Source organism: Actinotignum inguinis, from assembly GCF_051265835.1.
GTDB classification, from domain to species: domain Bacteria; phylum Actinomycetota; class Actinomycetes; order Actinomycetales; family Actinomycetaceae; genus Actinotignum; species Actinotignum timonense.
This window is the reverse complement of sequence record NZ_JBOZDP010000002.1, coordinates 20,833-37,095: the sequence shown is the minus strand read 5'-3', so window position 1 is coordinate 37,095 and position 16,263 is coordinate 20,833. Positions and strand designations below refer to the sequence as shown.

At 65.1% G+C, this 16,263-nt stretch carries 6 protein-coding genes; 1 reads left to right on the top strand and 5 read right to left on the bottom strand.

What is annotated here, in order from left to right:
* Window positions 1-12 precede the first annotated feature (12 nt).
* The 3 genes from ACRQFC_RS01415 to ACRQFC_RS01405 are packed head-to-tail and all read right to left on the bottom strand — an operon-like array spanning window position 13 to window position 3,701.
* On the bottom strand, window positions 13-1,152 hold the full coding sequence (locus tag ACRQFC_RS01415) for a DUF2398 family protein (RefSeq protein ID WP_284883277.1): 1,140 nt from the start codon (window positions 1,150-1,152) through the stop codon (window positions 13-15).
* Entirely contained in the window at window positions 1,149-2,660 is a 1,512-nt protein-coding gene (locus ACRQFC_RS01410; RefSeq protein ID WP_284883276.1) for a DUF2397 domain-containing protein, read from the bottom strand. The genes ACRQFC_RS01415 and ACRQFC_RS01410 overlap by 4 nt, the downstream gene beginning before the upstream one ends.
* 18 nt (window positions 2,661-2,678) lie before the next feature.
* Entirely contained in the window at window positions 2,679-3,701 is a 1,023-nt protein-coding gene (locus ACRQFC_RS01405; protein WP_284896707.1) for a variant leucine-rich repeat-containing protein, read from the bottom strand.
* A gap of 214 nt (window positions 3,702-3,915) precedes the next feature.
* On the opposite strand from ACRQFC_RS01405, the gene ACRQFC_RS01400 reads away from it, so the two are divergent.
* Entirely contained in the window at window positions 3,916-5,664 is a 1,749-nt protein-coding gene (locus tag ACRQFC_RS01400) for a zinc ribbon domain-containing protein (RefSeq protein ID WP_284896709.1), read from the top strand.
* 150 nt (window positions 5,665-5,814) lie between these two features.
* Here the strand turns inward: ACRQFC_RS01400 and ACRQFC_RS01395 are convergent, their stop codons facing one another.
* Both ACRQFC_RS01395 and ACRQFC_RS01390 read right to left on the bottom strand, forming a co-directional pair.
* Window positions 5,815-6,918, bottom strand: coding sequence for a DNA glycosylase AlkZ-like family protein (locus ACRQFC_RS01395; RefSeq protein ID WP_284896711.1), 1,104 nt, complete (start codon window positions 6,916-6,918; stop codon window positions 5,815-5,817).
* A gap of 113 nt (window positions 6,919-7,031) precedes the next feature.
* Complete coding sequence (locus ACRQFC_RS01390) at window positions 7,032-16,130, bottom strand: type I polyketide synthase (RefSeq protein WP_284896712.1); 9,099 nt, start codon at window positions 16,128-16,130, stop codon at window positions 7,032-7,034.
* Window positions 16,131-16,263 lie beyond the last annotated feature (133 nt).

The window sequence follows — 16,263 nt, the reverse complement described above, 5'->3', positions numbered from 1 at the left end:
TCCTTGCTCCTCCTAAAACAAACTTTCGTCGACGACGGCGTCTTCTTCCAAATCAGCTCCCCGGTAGCGCGCCGCGAGCGGGCTCAAGCTCCAGCCTTCGGGCCCCGCTTCCAGCAGGCCGGTATCGCGCAGCCGTTCTTCGGCTTTCTCCGCCAGCACCCGCGGCGATTCTTGGAGCTCTTTGGTGAGCTTCGCCCCGAAGGCGGCGTGAATATCCGCGGCTACCCGCTCAATATCGGCGCGCGATACCCGCCGCCAACTGCCTTCCGCGCCGGGTGCCAGGCGGTCAATAAAAGCCAGGCACGCCCAATCGAGCGCGGTGCTGCTTGGGAAAAGCACATGGACGGCGCCCGGGAAGTTTCGATCTTGCGGAAGGGAGAGAAGGGCGACGTCGCTACGTATTTCCACGATACCGCCGGTCATTTCTTCCACGAGCGCCGCGATTCGGCCGCGTTGGGGGCCGTACAGGTAGGCTCGTTCCTCGTCGGTGAGCTGTTCGGGGTAGAGAGCTTGCTGCTCGATGAGGGCACGCATAATAACTTTGCGCCGGGTATCTGTTTCTTCTACCGGGAATAATCCCAGATCCACATCGTCAACGTTAATGAGCATCATGAGGCAATCGCGGTGGATGCGGTAGCCCGCCCCGAAACCGGAGCCTTCCCGGGCCCAGGTATCGAGCCGGATTTCATCGGTAACCCGGCTGAGTACCCCTTGGTCGCACAACCATTGCACCGCGGCGATGAATCTTCTTCGATGCGCGAAAGTATCGGGATCGTAGGGCCAGCCGTTGCGACTCGCGGAAGAATTGCGGACCTGATCGGAGAGCTCTTGCAGGGTGATGGAGTCCCCCTGCTGATCTTCCAGGCTGGCCGCCGCGTAGAGGCGCAGCAGCAGCTGGCCGCGATCCGGATGGGCGCCCACCGGCACGGAGTTTTTCCCGTCCAGCGGGGTGCGGCGCAGCCGGTAGCATTCGCCCACGTGGCCGATCCGGTAACCCAGCCGCTCGCACCACATCTCTAGGTCTTTAATATGGCGGCGCACTAATTCGGTCAGTTCCGGATTCGTCCACGGTGCCACCACGGGTGAGCACAGCAACCCGATGAAGGCCAGCTGTTTTTCGGCTCGATCCGAGCTAAACATCGTGACGCTCATCTGGTGAACTCCACAATCCCGTTGGCGAGGACCAAACGCCCAGCTTCCGTTTCGATAACGGCCGAGCCTTCCGTCCGGGTGAAACGCAGGCGCCATTTGCCGTCTTTGGTGCGGGATTCGCGCACGCGGGTGTCCTTTTTATGCCGGCGCGCCCCGGAGATCAAGTCGAGAAGCAGGTCGGCCTGGGTGCAGTTTAAGGTTCCCCATTCGCTCAATTCGCTCCCGGATTTCTTGGCCAGGGATTCCGCGGCATCGGCTATATCGAGGTTGCGCTGGGCGGCGAGCAGTTTTGCTTTGCGGATATTATCTTGGCGGTTGATCATTTGCGCTGGCCGGCCCCGTACCGCGCGCGGCCCGCGCACCCGCAGCTTGCGGCTAATGGGAACCGGCGGTGTTTCCCAGGCGGATTGTTGATGCCCGGCAGAGATATCCGGGACGGTATCGGTTACATGCTTGGCGGAGTACAAACCCGTCGTCGCACACCATATATCCCAGACCGTTTCCTCATCGGGAGCCTGTTCGAGGCGCTCGGCAAGGCGCAGGAGATCCGCTTTTCTGGATATCGTGCCGCTCACGGCCAGGAGGGCGCGGTGGCCCTGGATGGTTGGGGCGACGGCGTCTCGAATTTGGCGGCGCAGCCGTTTGGCTTGAGAAGCTGATCCGGTAAACCAGTTATCGAGCACGTCCAGCACGCGCCGCAGCTGCCGGGCGGTGGCGAGCAGAGTTTCTTCCGTGGCTTTCGAGCCGTGGCGCGGAATTGCCATGGCTTTCCACACGGACAGATCGGTGGCCTGGAGCTGGGCAACGAGCCGGGAGATGCTTTCACTGCACGCATCTACCCCGGAGCCCCACACTTCCGAATAGGCCAGAATCGTTTCGAGGGTTGTCACGATTTTGTCCCGGGTGGGTTCCCCGCCGAGCGCGGAGGCGAGCCGCGATTGCCATTGGGAAGCGGTCTCCCGCATATCGGAAAGCGTGCTTTCCACCTGCGCAAATGACTGGCTGGCTTCCGGGTATTCCGCGTGCTGGACCTGCTCGAGGGTTTCTTCCAAGAGCTTGGCGAGGATGGCCGGGGCCAGCAGCGATGCCGTGGATTGGGTGCCCAGGTCGTTTTCTATCGCGAGCGCGGCTTCGTGGAATTTCGAGCCGGCTTCGGTGAGTTGGTAGCGGTACCGATTGCGAAGGAAATCTTCTTCGGTTTCGGCGTCATCCTGCCAGGCGGTGCAGGTGCCCCACTCGACCAGGCTCGCCATACGCGCATCAAAATTGAATTCTTCGAGGAAGCGCTCGGCGCCTTCGGTTGGAAGGTAGCCGCGCACTAACTCGAATAAATCGTGATGGCTCACCCCGGTGAGGGTGAATTCGCGTTGTTCGTACAGCACCTTGACGATCAGCCGGTACTGCCGCGCCAGCTCGCTGGTGAGGAAGCTGGCGGCTTTGAGCGCGGCAGGCAGATCGAGGCCCGCCCACGCGGGAATATCCCCGGTGGGCGCGTCCGGCTGAGTCATCCCAGCACTCCTTGTCATTTAGTTCTTTTTGACCACCATTACGATAGCCCAGATGGAGAAGGCAATATTCACGATGGTGGCGAGGACGAAGAGAATAAAGCCAATACCGACGCTGGCAACCTCAGAGAATTCAGAAAGCTTGGACAGAGCGTTCATGCTACCGATGAATAGCAGAATCCCGAAAAGTAAACCCACCCCGCCGGCGGTGGCCATGGTCCACTTCTTCTTGATCACCAGAGCGAGCGTGGAGAAAACAGCTGCAATGAGGTAGCAAAGAATAATCACCCACGCCGATTCGGAATCCCCCGTCATCATGCTGGCGGAAAAACCAAAGGCCGAGGCGAAGGGCAGGAAAACGCTGAGCATGGCGAGCACCTGGGCGCCGATGAGCACCGCCGGAATAATCACATTCCACTTGGAAGCGCGCCCCGCAGAGGCCGCCGCGAAGCTCTGGCGCATCGCGCCGGCCTGCTGGGCGACCGCCGGAGCCACCCGGTTGCTAACGAAATCCTTGGCCCCGGTGGCGAATTGCTTGAGACCTTCTTTCATATCCCCCACGGAATTATCCGGAACCCCCGGCCCGGCTACCGCTCCCTGGGCGACGGCCTCCTGGTATTCCCGCAAGGTGGGTTCGCGGCCGTTATCCAGCTGGAAGCGAGCCTGCCACTGTTCGGCGGTGAGGGGCTGCGGGGCCTGCTGCGCGTGCGCGGCGGGCTGCTGGAACTGGGGTTCGGGCTGCTGATACTCACCAGCCGGCTGCTCCGCGGCGGGCTGTTCTTCCGGCTGCGCTGCCGGCTGCGCTGCCGGTTGCTGGGCCTGCGCAAACTGCGGAGCCTGCTGCGCCTGAGCTTCTGCCTGGCGCTCGCGAATCCAAGCAACCAGCGCCGGGTAGCACTGCGGGTGCACCGCGATAGCATCCCACAGGTCGGGGCGCTGGGCCGCAATATCGGCAAGATCCCGCGCGGTAATCTGCGGGTCGCCTAAGTTTTCGAGGGTCATTGTGCGCGGATCGTACATCATAGCGGTTCCACTTTCTCCCATAGAATTTCCGTACCGCAAAAACGCGGACGAAAACCCCGTGTAGCTACCAATACTTTCTACGGTTAATATACGGAGTTTTCTCCTGTAGCAACAGTATCCCAGTTACCCTAGGTACGTGGAGTTTATGAAAAACTCTACAGGTACGACGGCGGGGCTCATCACGCGAGTTCCACCTTCCACGTCACCGTACTCCATCTGTGAGGAAGGACCTCTTATGACTAACGGACCTGACCAGTTCCCACCGTCCACGCCGGTGCCCCCACCTCCGCCTCCGCCGCCTTCCGCGCCAACGCCTTCCGCGCCGAGCCCCGCGGAAGCGGAGCTGACCCGGACAATTCCGCCCGTCGAGGTGGTGCCGGCAGCACAGCCGGAGGCTACCCCGGCGCATCCACTCGCAGTCCCGGTTCCTCCCCCGCCTCCCGCACCGCCGGCTTCCACACCTCCGGCCCCCGCGCATGCCGCAGATGAGCAGCCCGAAGAAGAAGCTACTCCGCAGCCCGATCCGGAAGCCACGCTCGCCGCGGAGATCCCCGCGGCGGATTCGCCCGCGGCAGCGGCGCCGTCGCCCCTATCGCCCAGCGAGCCGGAAGCGTGGATCACGGCCGATGTTGATGCGGGCGCGCCCACGCGTACCGCGATTCCGCGGATGCTCGAGGATATTCCGAGCGCGGGCAGCGCCGGCGCAGCCCCGGATGCGGTACCAGCTCCGGATTCGGTACCAGCCCCGGGTTATCCGCCCGCTCCCGGTTATGCACCGCAGCCCGGTTACGGCGCCACGCCGCAGGGCTACGCACCTCCGGGTGGGTACGGCACCGCGCCGAGCCCGGCCGCCGGCCCCGGAATGCCAGGCGGAATGCCGGGCGGAATGTACGCCGCCGCCCCGGCCCCGGCGCTTCCGAAGGAAAAGAAATCCCATAAGAAATTGTGGATTAGCCTGGTGGTTTTGCTGGTGCTCATTGTGGCGGGAGTTATTGGTTTTAAGGTGACGGCCAGTAAATTCGCGCCGGAGAAAACTGCCGAGGCCTACCTCTCCGCGATTGTGGAGGGGAAGGCCAGCGCCGCGCTCGAGGTGTACGACCCGAATGTGCGGTCCGGGGAGCGCCTGCTCCTCAGCGACGAGATTTACAGCAAGGCCACGAATCGGCCCACCGATTTCGAGGTGATTTCCGCGTTTAAGCAGTCGCAGCCGGGCGGGAAAAATACCGTGCACGTGAGCGCGGAATTCACCATCGATATGAAGAAATATCCGGTTGATCTCACCCTCAGCGAGCGCGGCAAGAAATTCCTGTTCTTCTCCGAGTGGCAGGTCACTGATGCGCCGCTGGGGACCGTGGGGCTACGTTCCGCCACGCCGCGGGTGAATATTAATGGGGTCGACGTCGATCTTTCGACCACGGTGGACCCGGCCGACAAGAGCGAGCGTGCCAGCGGGTACTATCCGTTACCCGCTTTCCCGGGTACCTACACGGTGGGTGCCCAGGGCGGTGACGCCTTCGTGAGCTTCGGGGAGGCGCAGAGCGTAACCGTTCCGGTTCTTGGCTCGAGCTCCCCGGCCGCCATTGAACCGCGTTTCACTCCGGAGGTGGCCGCGGAGATCCAGAAGCAGGTGAATGCTCGGTATGAGGCGTGCATGCCCGCCGATACTTTCGAGGTGAAGGACTGCCCCGAATTGAATATGAGCGATCCTGTTTTCCAGGCCGTGACGGAGATTCGGCGCTCGTGGAAGGAAGAACCCAAGGTCGAGGTGGAGGCCACGAGCGTGCGCTACGAGAATGGCGCCTACGTGGGCACCGCCAAGGTCAAGGGCAAGGCCGTTATTAATTACAAGCAGCGCTACAGCGAGAAGGATCCCTGGAAGGAATCTAATTTCCCGGTCAATATCTGGGTGAACCGCACCCTGCGCTTCGAAGTGAAGGACGGGGCGATCACGGTGGATTTCTCCAAGGATAATTACGGCTGGTAAAAGGCGGCTGCGGTCACGGAGCGCTGATGTGACTACGCACTGCTAGACAGCAACCGGGGCGGGGTGGTTCCTCATGAACTACCCCGCCCCTTTTCGCTGCCCAGTTTGCAGTTATCACCTAGTTTTCCGGTACCGCCGCCAGGCTTTTCCTTAGTTCACCCAGGATTCCAGACGACTCGTTACCTCACTTCGAATACTTTCGGCTGAGAAGCCCTTATCCACCTCGAGGTTTTCTATCGTCACGCCTCCGTCTTTTACCCTCGCCGCCACGCGCCCGATAATCCGCTCATCACACAGAATCGGCATCCCGAAATATCCGAACTCCCGTTTATGCGCGGGCTTATATACCTCGAGCCGATAGTCTTTCCCGAAGAGTTCCCGCTGGCGCGAACGCGTCCAAATAAGCGAATCGAAAGGAGAGAGCAGCGTGATACTACCCGTCTCCCAACTGGCGCTATGCGCTTCCTCCATGAGGGCCTCATCAGCAAGCCACGTTCCGGCAAGCCCGCGCACTTCAACCGGTACATACCCGCTCGCGACACAGCGCTCGCGGATATTCGCACTTTTCGGGAACCTGAAATAATCCACCACATCGTCAAAGCGAGCGATCCCGAGGGCGCTCAGGGCTAGCGCAACGGTCTCGTTCAAGCTCGTGTCCTCATCGAGAAGCTCCGAACTCTGCAAACCCGCTTGCTCCGGCGTGCAGTAAATTCTTTGCCACTTCTCGTCTCTGCTGATCACCGCGAGGTCGCCGATGCTCAGCAACCATTCACACGCCGTTTTGACCGGGCTGCTGCGCTCCCAGCCCTGCCCCACCGCGCGCCCGAGCTGCGAATGCGCCGTGGGTCCGTTCTCGCGTATGCGCTCCAGCACGGCCCGCGCCACATCGTGATCGACCTGGGGACCGGATAACCCGTGCTCTTTAATGCGACGACGACGCCAATGGAGCAAGGGCCATATTGACCTGGGCATAAGCGAATGCGCGTGGCCCCATGTTTCGAAGAGGCCGGTGGAACTCTCGTGCAGCAGCGGCAAGCTATTTTTATCCACTCCGCGGGCGAGCAGAACCAATTCTTGGGATCTACGCACAGCCTGCAGTGAATCAATTTGAACGCAGCCGAGGCGCTGGAAAACATCGGCGATGGAGGCACCGGCACTGCGAGCTTCCGGGGCGAGCCCCTGCGCCGTCACCGCAATTTTCCGCGCGGTTGCAATATCAATGCGATACCGCGGTTCACTCTCAGGATTCACCATCACGGTATTGAAACATCCGCGGCCGCCCAGAAGCAAGAACGTGCACAGAGCGGGGCGGGGTGGTTCGTGATGAACTACCCCGCCCCGCTCTTATGGGATGGATCCGCTCTGCTTTAGCGCAGCTGGTACTTTCCGTTCACCAGGCGGTAGCGCGGATCGAGGAGCAGCGCTGCTTCGCCTTCGTGGCGGTCCCCCGCGAAGCGCTCGTCCACCGAGGTTTCTGTGTAGAGCGGCGCATGGCCGACCATTCCGGCAACCAGGTGGCGTGCACCTTCCAGCAGGCGCATATCAGCGCTCTCCCGCCACAGCTGGGCTGCCTTCGCGCCGTTGGTGCGCGCGATAGCCGCCTCGAAAGCCGCCGGGTGCACGAGCATCATGAGCGCGGAAACGTGCCCGAAGCCGAGCGAGGTCAGCACGGCCGCCTTGATATCGCCCACCTCGAGGACCTCGCGCGGCCACACCAGGTAGCTGCGTTCCTCGAAAGCCGGATCGGAGCAGTCCAGGGCCTTATTCCCCGGGATCTTCCCGGTGGCGAACATCTGGGTGATGCCAGCCATCTGGAAGAGCGCCGCCCCGCCCTTGGAATGCCCGGTCAGGGTCTTCTGGGAGACCACGTAGAGCGGGTTACCCGCGCTGCGGCCGAGCGCCGTGAAGAGGCGGTCGTGAAGTTCCGCTTCGTTCGGGTCATTCGCATTGGTGGAGGTATCGTGCTTGGAAAGCACGGCGACGTCGTCCACACTCACGCCCAGATTGCGCAGGTTCGTGGCCAGCACGGAATTCTCTCCGCCCATGCCGGCGGCCAGCGCTCCCAGGCCCGGTGCCGGGATCGAGGTTTGGATACCGTCCGCGAAGGAGCGAATATAGGCCACCACCCCGTAGACGGGCAGCCCCATCTGGGCGGCCACGTCGCCGCGGGCCAGCAGCACCGTGCCGCCGCCGCAGGCTTCCACGAAGCCACCGCGGCGCAGATCGCCAGCCCGGGAGAAGAAGCGCGGGTTGATGCCCTTCTTCGCCATGGCGGCAGAATCCGCCGTCGCATTCATATCACCGAAACCGATGAGGGACTCGACCTGCACGTCATCAATCGCACCGGAGACCACGAACTGGGCCTTGCCGGTGGCGATCTTATCCACGCCTTCTTCCACGGACACCGCGGCGGTCGCGCAGGCGCCGATCGGGTGAATCATGGAACCGTACCCGCCCACGTAGGCCTGCATGGTGTGCGCGGCGATCACGTTCGGCAGGGTTTCCTGGAGGATATCCTGCGGGTAATCCTTACCCAGGAAGCGATCCACGTACAGGCGGCGCATGGAGGTCATCCCGCCGAAGCCGGTGCCCTGCGTGGAGGAAACATCCACCGGATGCACGTATTCGAGCAGCTCCGCCGGGGAGAACCCGGCCGAGAGGAAGGCATCCACCGCCGTCATGAGGTTGTAGATAGCCATCCGGTCCGCGCTCTCCACCAGCGATGCCGGGATCCCCCACTTGGCCGGATCGAAATCGGTGGGGAACTGCCCGCCCACGCGGCGGGTGAGGGTGGTACGGCGCGGCATGTAGGTCAGTGCCCCGGCCTTGCGGGTCACCCGCCATTCGCCATCCTCCTCGAAGAAGCTGGTGAAGCTCGGATCCGCTTCGGCGTGGGCGCGGGCTTCCGCTTCGCTGCCCACCGTGAAGGTCACGTCTTTCTCCAGGTAGACCGGGGCGATATCGGTTGTTCCGATATCGGCCAGCGGCCCGTCATCCACGAAGGCGCGGATACCCGAACGTGCCACAACTTCATCGCGGTAGCGTTCGAAAATATCCTCTTCGGGAACCAGCTCGCCTTCGGGGGTGTACCAGCCCGGCTTCGGGGTATCGAACCAGGTGAGCAGGCCCATCATCCAGGCCAGCTCCAGCACCCCGGCAGGGGTGAGATCTACATCGCCGTCGCTTTGAATCCCGAGTTCGGCTTCCCACCGGGTACGCGAGCTGCCCCACGGGCCGGTTTCGCCCAGCCCCACGATGACCACGAGGTCCTCGGGCTTGGCGCTGCCGCTCCCGAAAGCACCCAGGTCCATGGTTGGCTGGTGGATGCTCACCGGGCTGGGCAGGGCCCGCACGCTCGGTGCGGCCTGCGCTGCCGGAGCGGGGGCGGCCGGCGTGATGCTCGCGGCCAGTTCGGGCAGGTTAATATCACCCAGCCCACCGGTCATATCGTGGATGACCGGCGCGGTGCGGGCGGCCGCCACCGATTCGGGGGTGAAGAGGGTGAGTAGTTCGCGCCCGGCTTCCGCCGTGGACCAGGTATGCACGCCCTTGGCTTCCACGGCTTCCACCAGCGGATCGTTTCCGCCCATGAGGCCGGTGCCGCGCACCCACCCGATCTTCGCGTGCGCGATGGTGGTGCGCTGGCCCCACGGCTCCACGCGCCACTTATTGACCACGGCATCGAGCGCGGCCTTGACTTCGCCGTAGGCGCCGTCCCCGCCGAAGGAGCCCCGGTTCGGGGAGCCCGGCAGAATCACGTGCAGGCGATGGTCGATGGCGGCATCGGTGCCCAGGCTCGCGAGGGTGCCGATGAGGCGTTCCACGCTCCACAGCAGCACGCGGGCCTGGTTTTCCGCTTCGGGGCCGGCATCGCTGAGGTAGCCGCTCACCCGCGGGGCCGCGAAGGGCACCAGGAGGTCGGGAATGAGGGCCGGCTTGACGAGCTTCGAGGTGGCACCCACCGTTTCGCGCTGTTCGGCGCCGATCCACGCGGTGATCGCGTCGACGTCGCGGAAGGAAGCGAGGTTGGCGGGGATGAGCCACAGTTCGGCACCGTTGATGGCGTTCTCGCGGTAGAGCTTCTTCGCGAAGTTCAGGCGCGCGGTGGAGATACGCGAGGAAGTGGCGACGACGGTTGCCCCGCCGGCCAGCAACCCGGCCACCACCGCACCCGCGATGGAGTTCTCTGCCATACCGGTGACCACCGCGACCTTCCCGGCGTAGATTCCCGGGGTGGTATCGCGGGCAGCGCGGGCGATCTTCGTCAAGCGCGCCGCGAGCTTGGGATTGCGGGCCGCCTGCCATTCGGCTTGGCGGGCCACTTCTTCCCCAACGCCGGTGAAATTGGCGTTCACTTCGCGCCCGAAGGCGATCTTGGCCACGTCCTCGCGGGCGGTGGCCCAGCGGTCGCACAGGCGCACGGCCTGGGCCGGGTCGAAGCGCGGGGTCACGAAGTCTTCCCAACCGCTGCCCAGTTCCGCGCTCATCGCTTCGCGCAGGGCCAGGTCATCCGCGGTTGCGGGCGCCTCGGGGCGCTCGTTGTGGCCGAGGCGCGCGAGCAGATCGCGCGCGGTTCCGGCCAGGATCGCGTCCATACGTTCGGCATACGCGTCCAGGGCAGCGGAATCGACGACGCCGCCCGCCCCGCTCCCGGTGCTCGGGAGGGCAACGTTGATGCCGTGGGCCGCGCCCACCGCCCGCACCGCCGCGTCGATGAGTTCATCGAGCTGGGCGGCCGAGGTGGGGGCCAGCGGGAGGGTAGCCAGTTCGTCACCGCGTACTGACTTACCTTCGCGGGTGCCCAGGAGGATGGTGGCGGTCACGTGGGCCACCCAGCCTTCGCCGAGCTGCCAGGTATCCTGCACCCGTTGGGCCACCCGGGCCGGCTTGGCACCGGCCGCACCGGTGAGCGAACGCAAGCGGTCCGCGATGGCTTCGCGCAGCACGCTTCCGAAGGGCTTATAGGAGTGGGCGGCCTGATCCACCTGGGAGACCAGAGTGGCCAGCGGTGCTTCCGCGGCGCCGTCCATGGAGGCCAGGTCGAATTCGGCGGTCATATCCATGAGGATCTGGTTGCGCTTGGAGGAAACCCCGTTGGTGAGGGTTTCTACCGAATCGGCATCGCCCATCTGATCCAGGCGGATCTTCGTGGACCAGGCCAGCAGGACGCGCAGGGCGTCCCCGGCCCGGAAGGGCAGGTCCGCGGCCGGTTGGCCATCGCCCGCCGGAGCGGCGGCGGGTGCCGGAGTTGTTGCCGCGGCCGGGGCCGCCGCAGCGGCGCCAGCAGCAGCCGCATCCGGTGCGGGAGCAGCAGCTTCCGGAGCGGCAGCCGCGGCTTCGGGTGCCGCAGCCGCGGCGGTATCGCCGCCGTTCGCCGCAGCGCCATTCGCGCCGTTGGCGCTCTGGGCACCACCAGCCGGAGCCGCGCCGTCCGCGAATCCGTCTTCAGCAACCGGAGCGCTGGCCACATCCTCGTGCAGGACCCGCTTGGCGTCCCGCTGCACGTTGTACACGCTCACATGGCGCTGGGCGTGCTTGGGCAGCGCGAGGGTGCGGGTGGCCATATTCGCCAGCGTCGGCGAAGCGGCCAGGCCGATTTCCACGATGTCTTCCACCCCGGCCTCAATGAGGTAATCCTGGGTTTCAATCCAGCGCACCGGGGAGGCAAATTGCCAGGCCAGCAGCTCGATTAGGATCTCGCGGGCGGTACCCACCCGGTCGCGCTCCACGCGCGCGGCCAAATCATCGCGAATCTCGCGCACCACCGTTGAGGGAACCACCTCGAGGATGGCATCGCAGAATTCTTCCGTCAGCTCGAAGGGGCGGGCCACCAGGTTAGGCAGGTAGCGCCCTTCAAGAATTTCGAGCTTAATATCCGCGGGAACAATAGCGCGCAGGGTATCGCCAAATTCGGCTACGCCGGTGCGCAGCACGCTGGAATGGAAGGGCACGTCAATACCGGGAACCAGCATGAAGGGGCGCTTGCCCCCGGCCTGCCGGGCCCGCTCATTGGCGTCCTTTTCTAGGGCTTCCAGGCCTGCCACGGTTCCGGCCACCGCGTACTGGGCGCCGGCCAGGTTGTAATTGACGATCTCGAGGAATTCCCCGGAAGCGGCAGCCACCTGCGCGACGTAGTCGCGCACGGCGTCGTCGCCCACCCCAAATTGGTTGGGACGCAAGGCACCCATGCGGTAATTCGAACGGCCCTGCTCATCGCGTTCCACCAGGTGATGCATGGTGGTACCGCGCCGGTACACGATTTCCAGCACGTCCTCGAGGCTGAAGACCTGCGAGTAGGCGGAGAGCGCATTGTATTCGCCCAGGGAATGCCCGGCGAAGTAAGCACCGCTTACCAGTGAACCCTGTTCACGCAGGCGCGAGGTCTGGGCGAAAGCCACGGTCGCCAGCGCCACCTGGGTGAATTGGGTGAGGTTGAGGACCCCATCCGGGTGGCGGAAGATCTCGTCACGCACCCGCAGTTCCACCGGGTTATCGCGCACCACCGCGAGGATGGAGAAACCGAGGGCGGAACGGGTGTGGCGGTCGGCGCGTTCCCACACCTCACGCACGGCAGCGGAAGCGGCCCGGTCATCGAGGGTCATGCCGCGGGCCTGGATGCCCTGGCCCGGGTACACATAGGCGGTACGCGGGGCGCTCACGGTGCAGGAAGCCTGGGAGACCACGGTATCCCCGCAGCGGGCGGTCACGTCGAGGGCGAGCCCGCCCCCGCGCACCCGGCCCACGCGCTCCACGGTAATATCCACCGCGTCGCCGAGGTTCACCATGCCGAACATGCGGTAGGTCCACCCGGTGATATGCATGGGGGCGCGCCCGGCCACCGGATCGGCCACCGCGTGCTGGGCGGCGGCGCACAGCCACATGCCGTGCACCAGCGGGGCGTCCATTCCCGCCACCAGCGCGGCGTTGCGGGATACGTGAATCGGGTTGAAATCACCGGAAACAATGGCGAAAGCCGTCATATCGGTGGGGGCCTGCACGGTGACCTTGCGCAGCACCGAGCGGGGGGTGTCGATAATATCGGCATCCACTCCCCCACGGGCGGCCGGCTCGGAGGGCAGTTCCGTGGTGGTGGCGCGCCCGCGCATGGCGAAGCGTTCCTGGAATTCCAGCACCACGGTGCCATCCTCGCGCGCAACATTCGTGCGGATGGTCAGCACCCGGCCGGCCGAAGATTCGGCCACGGATGCCACCCAGGAGCGCGCGGTGAGCTGCCCGGCTTCCAGGATCTCCTCCACCGGCACATTCACCTTTTCCAGGTGATCAAGATGCACGCCGGAGAGCAGCCCTTCAATAATCGGGTAGCCATCGGCTTCGCCCGAACCCATCGCGGAGTAGATGGTGGGCCAGCACGAACCGAGCAGCGCGGAGGGCACGGCCGCCGGGGTGCGCCCGGCCGGCGCGGTAATCCCCGCGTGCAGGGTGTTGATCTCCGGGGAGACCGCGAAAGTGAGGGTGGCAACGCCGTCGATCATCTCGGGTTGCTTGGTGATGGGGGTGCCGCCCAGGGTGGTGGTTCCCACCCCGGACATCGCGGCGAGCACCTCGCGCATGGCCGCTTCCAGGCGGGCATCATCCACCACGGGTAGCCCGCCGGTGGCTACCGATTCAGGCAGCAGCAGCGGGATGCGCATATGCCGCACCACGTGCTGGTGGGCCTGGGTGCCATCCCAGAGGGTATCGAGGGGCACGAAGATTTCCAGGCCCTCCGGGGTATCGCGGATTTCCGCTTCCGGAATGAGGTGGGCCGGGTTGGTGGCCAGGTGGCCGTGCCACACGATAAAGGGCGTTTCCCGCAGGAAGGTTTCGCGGTCGCGTGCCGCGCGGGAGAAGGCCGGCTGGGCCTGCGCCCCGCCCGCGCTCACTCGGGCCACGGCGTCTTCTTCGTAGCGGCCCAGGATATCGGCGATGGGTTCATCAACCTTGGTGATGGCGGCAACCGAGGTGGGTCCGGGAATAATACGCACCTGGTCCGCGGTGTAGCGCGGGTTGTGGGATTGCCACAGGGAATCCGAGCCCCAGAAGCGCAGCACCTGCTCGTTAATCACCGGCACGAAGGGCACCGGCTTGGGGTACTTGGAGGCCAGGGCCACGAACCACGCCTCATCCTGGGCGAGCACGGTGTGTTCTTCCGCACTCGGGTAGGCGGCGAGGAAGCGCTGGAGCGCTGCCTGCGGATCGGCGGCGGCATCGGCCTGGGTGGGGAAGAGCGTGGGAACATCCCCGCTTTCCGCTTCGCACAGGCGCGCTTCGAAACGCTGGAGCATTTCCCAGAAGCGGGTTTGGGTGGGTTCGTCGGCCCAGGGCACGGTCAGTTCCACGTAGCGGCGCAGGGCCTGGGCGTAGGTCATCTGCGCGATATCCCCGAAGTAGGGTTTCGCGGTGGCGTTGATCGCGGTAATGATTTCCTCGCGGCGCGCGGCAATAGCTTCGGCATCCCCGTCCACTTCCACGAGGAGGCGGGCGGCGCGGGCGGCCGCGTTTTCCACATTGTAAATATCGGCGTGCAGGGAGGACTGGGTGGAACAAATACCACCGCGGGTGGAGCCGGCCGCCACCCAACCGCCGTTATCGTCCGGGCTCACGCCGGGCGTATCAACGAGCAGCTGCTTGACGTCCGGATTCGTTTTCGCTTCCTTCGCGGCCATGGCCGCGGTTCCGATGAAAACGCCGTCCACGGGCATCGGGCGCATACCGTAAGCCTCGGCCCACGTTCCGGTAAGGAACGACGACGCCCGCTCGGGAATGCCCAAACCGCCACCCACGGTAATAATGAGGCCGGCCTCACGCATCTGGCCGTAGGTCGCGATGAGCAGATCTTCTAGGTTCTCCCAGGAGTGGTGCCCGCCGGCGTGGCCGTCTTCCACCTGGGCGATCAGCGGGGCGCCCGGGCAGGCAGCCGCGATCTCCACGAGCTGGCGAATCTGGGCCACGGTGCCGGGCTTGAAAGCAATATAGGGGAAACCTTCGGCGCGCAGGCGCGCGATAAGTTCGAGGGCTTCGTCCTTTTCGGGAATGCCGGCGCTAATGACCACGCCGTCCAGGGGCGCCCCGGCGGCGCGCTGGCGGGAAACCAGCCGGCGCGAGCCGAATTGGAGATCCCACAGGTAGCGGTCCAGGAACATGGTGTTGAACTGGGCTACCCGGCCCGGTTCCAGGTGCTCGCGCAGGGTAGAAAGGTTTTCCGCGAGGACTTCTTCGGAGACCTGCCCGCCCCCGGCGAGTTCGGTCCAGTAGCCGGCGTTGGCGGCGGCCGCCACGATTTCCCCGTCCACGGTGGTCGGGGTCATCCCGCCGAGCATAATCGGGCTGCGCCCGGTCAGCCGCGAGAAAGCGGTATCCAGGTAGGTGTGGCCCTTGATCTGGCGCAGCTGCGGGGCGTATTCGGACCAGTCGCGGGTGCGGGTCACGCGCGCCACCCCGGTCACCAGGTCATCGCGGGCCGCGGCGGTGGAGGCATCCACGTAGCTCACCCCGGTTCCGGCGAGGTTTTCCAGGGCGATGGTCTTGAGGTTCGGGCCCGGGCCCAGGTCCACCACGAAACCGGCCGGGGTGCCGCCCTGCCCTGCTTCGTCCAGGGCCGCGGCGAATTCCGCGGTCCAGTCCAGGCTGGCGGTGAGCACGGCGCGGGCCAGCTCATCGCTGCGTTCCACGTTAAGGGAGCAGCGAGCCGCCCAGGCGTCCACGAGGGCCACGGCCGGTTCGAGGAGCGGGGAATGGAAGGGGGCTCCCACGTTGAGGAATTCGCACACCGGGTGGAGGGCTTCCCCGCCGGTGAGTTTATCGGCGCGGGCGCGCGCTTCCCGTTCGGCTTCGCGTTCGATGAGGGCCACCAGGGCGGTGAGGGCGGCCGGGCGCCCGGATACCACGCAGGCTTCCCGGGAGTTAATAATGGCAACATCCGCATCCGGGACCTTGGCGGCCAGGCGGCGCAGCAGCGGGGCACCCACGCCCCGCACCGAGAGCATGGGGCTGGCATCCTTGCTCGCGGTAATCCCGAGTTCGCCGCTGACCTTGGAGGCAGCCGCCCCGATAAGCCGGGCGAGGGCGAAAATACTGGCCGGATCGCTGGATTCCACCATGGCGGCGGCCAGTACACCCTGGGAGTGCCCGATGGTGGCGGTGGGGCGCACCGCCAGGTCGCGGTAGGCCCCGTACTGGCTGAGTAGGATGCCGGGAACCGAAGTGTGGGGGGCACGCCCGGCGCTGGCCGGGCCGCGCAGCCCGAGCAGGTCGAGGCGCCCGGCGGAAATCACGGTGAGTTCGGGGAGCACCGGGGCGAGGATCTCCTCGGCCGCCGCGTCCACCTCGGTCAGGTCCGCGCGCAGCCGCGCGGAGGTGAGCAGCTCATCTAATTCGGCGCGCCAGGGGGTGCCCTGGCCGGCGAATTGGAGGATCCACGGGGAAGCCGGCGGGGTGGCCGTCAGGGATTCATACACGCTGGTCATAGTGTTCTTTCTGCTAGATGCGGGAGGTCCCGCGAGGCAATTCTTGAAAAATGGAAAGATCGAAAGGTGGGCTCTGGGCGCCGCGGTCTGGGCCCAGGCTCTACGCGCCGGAACGTTCCGGATGAACGCCCGC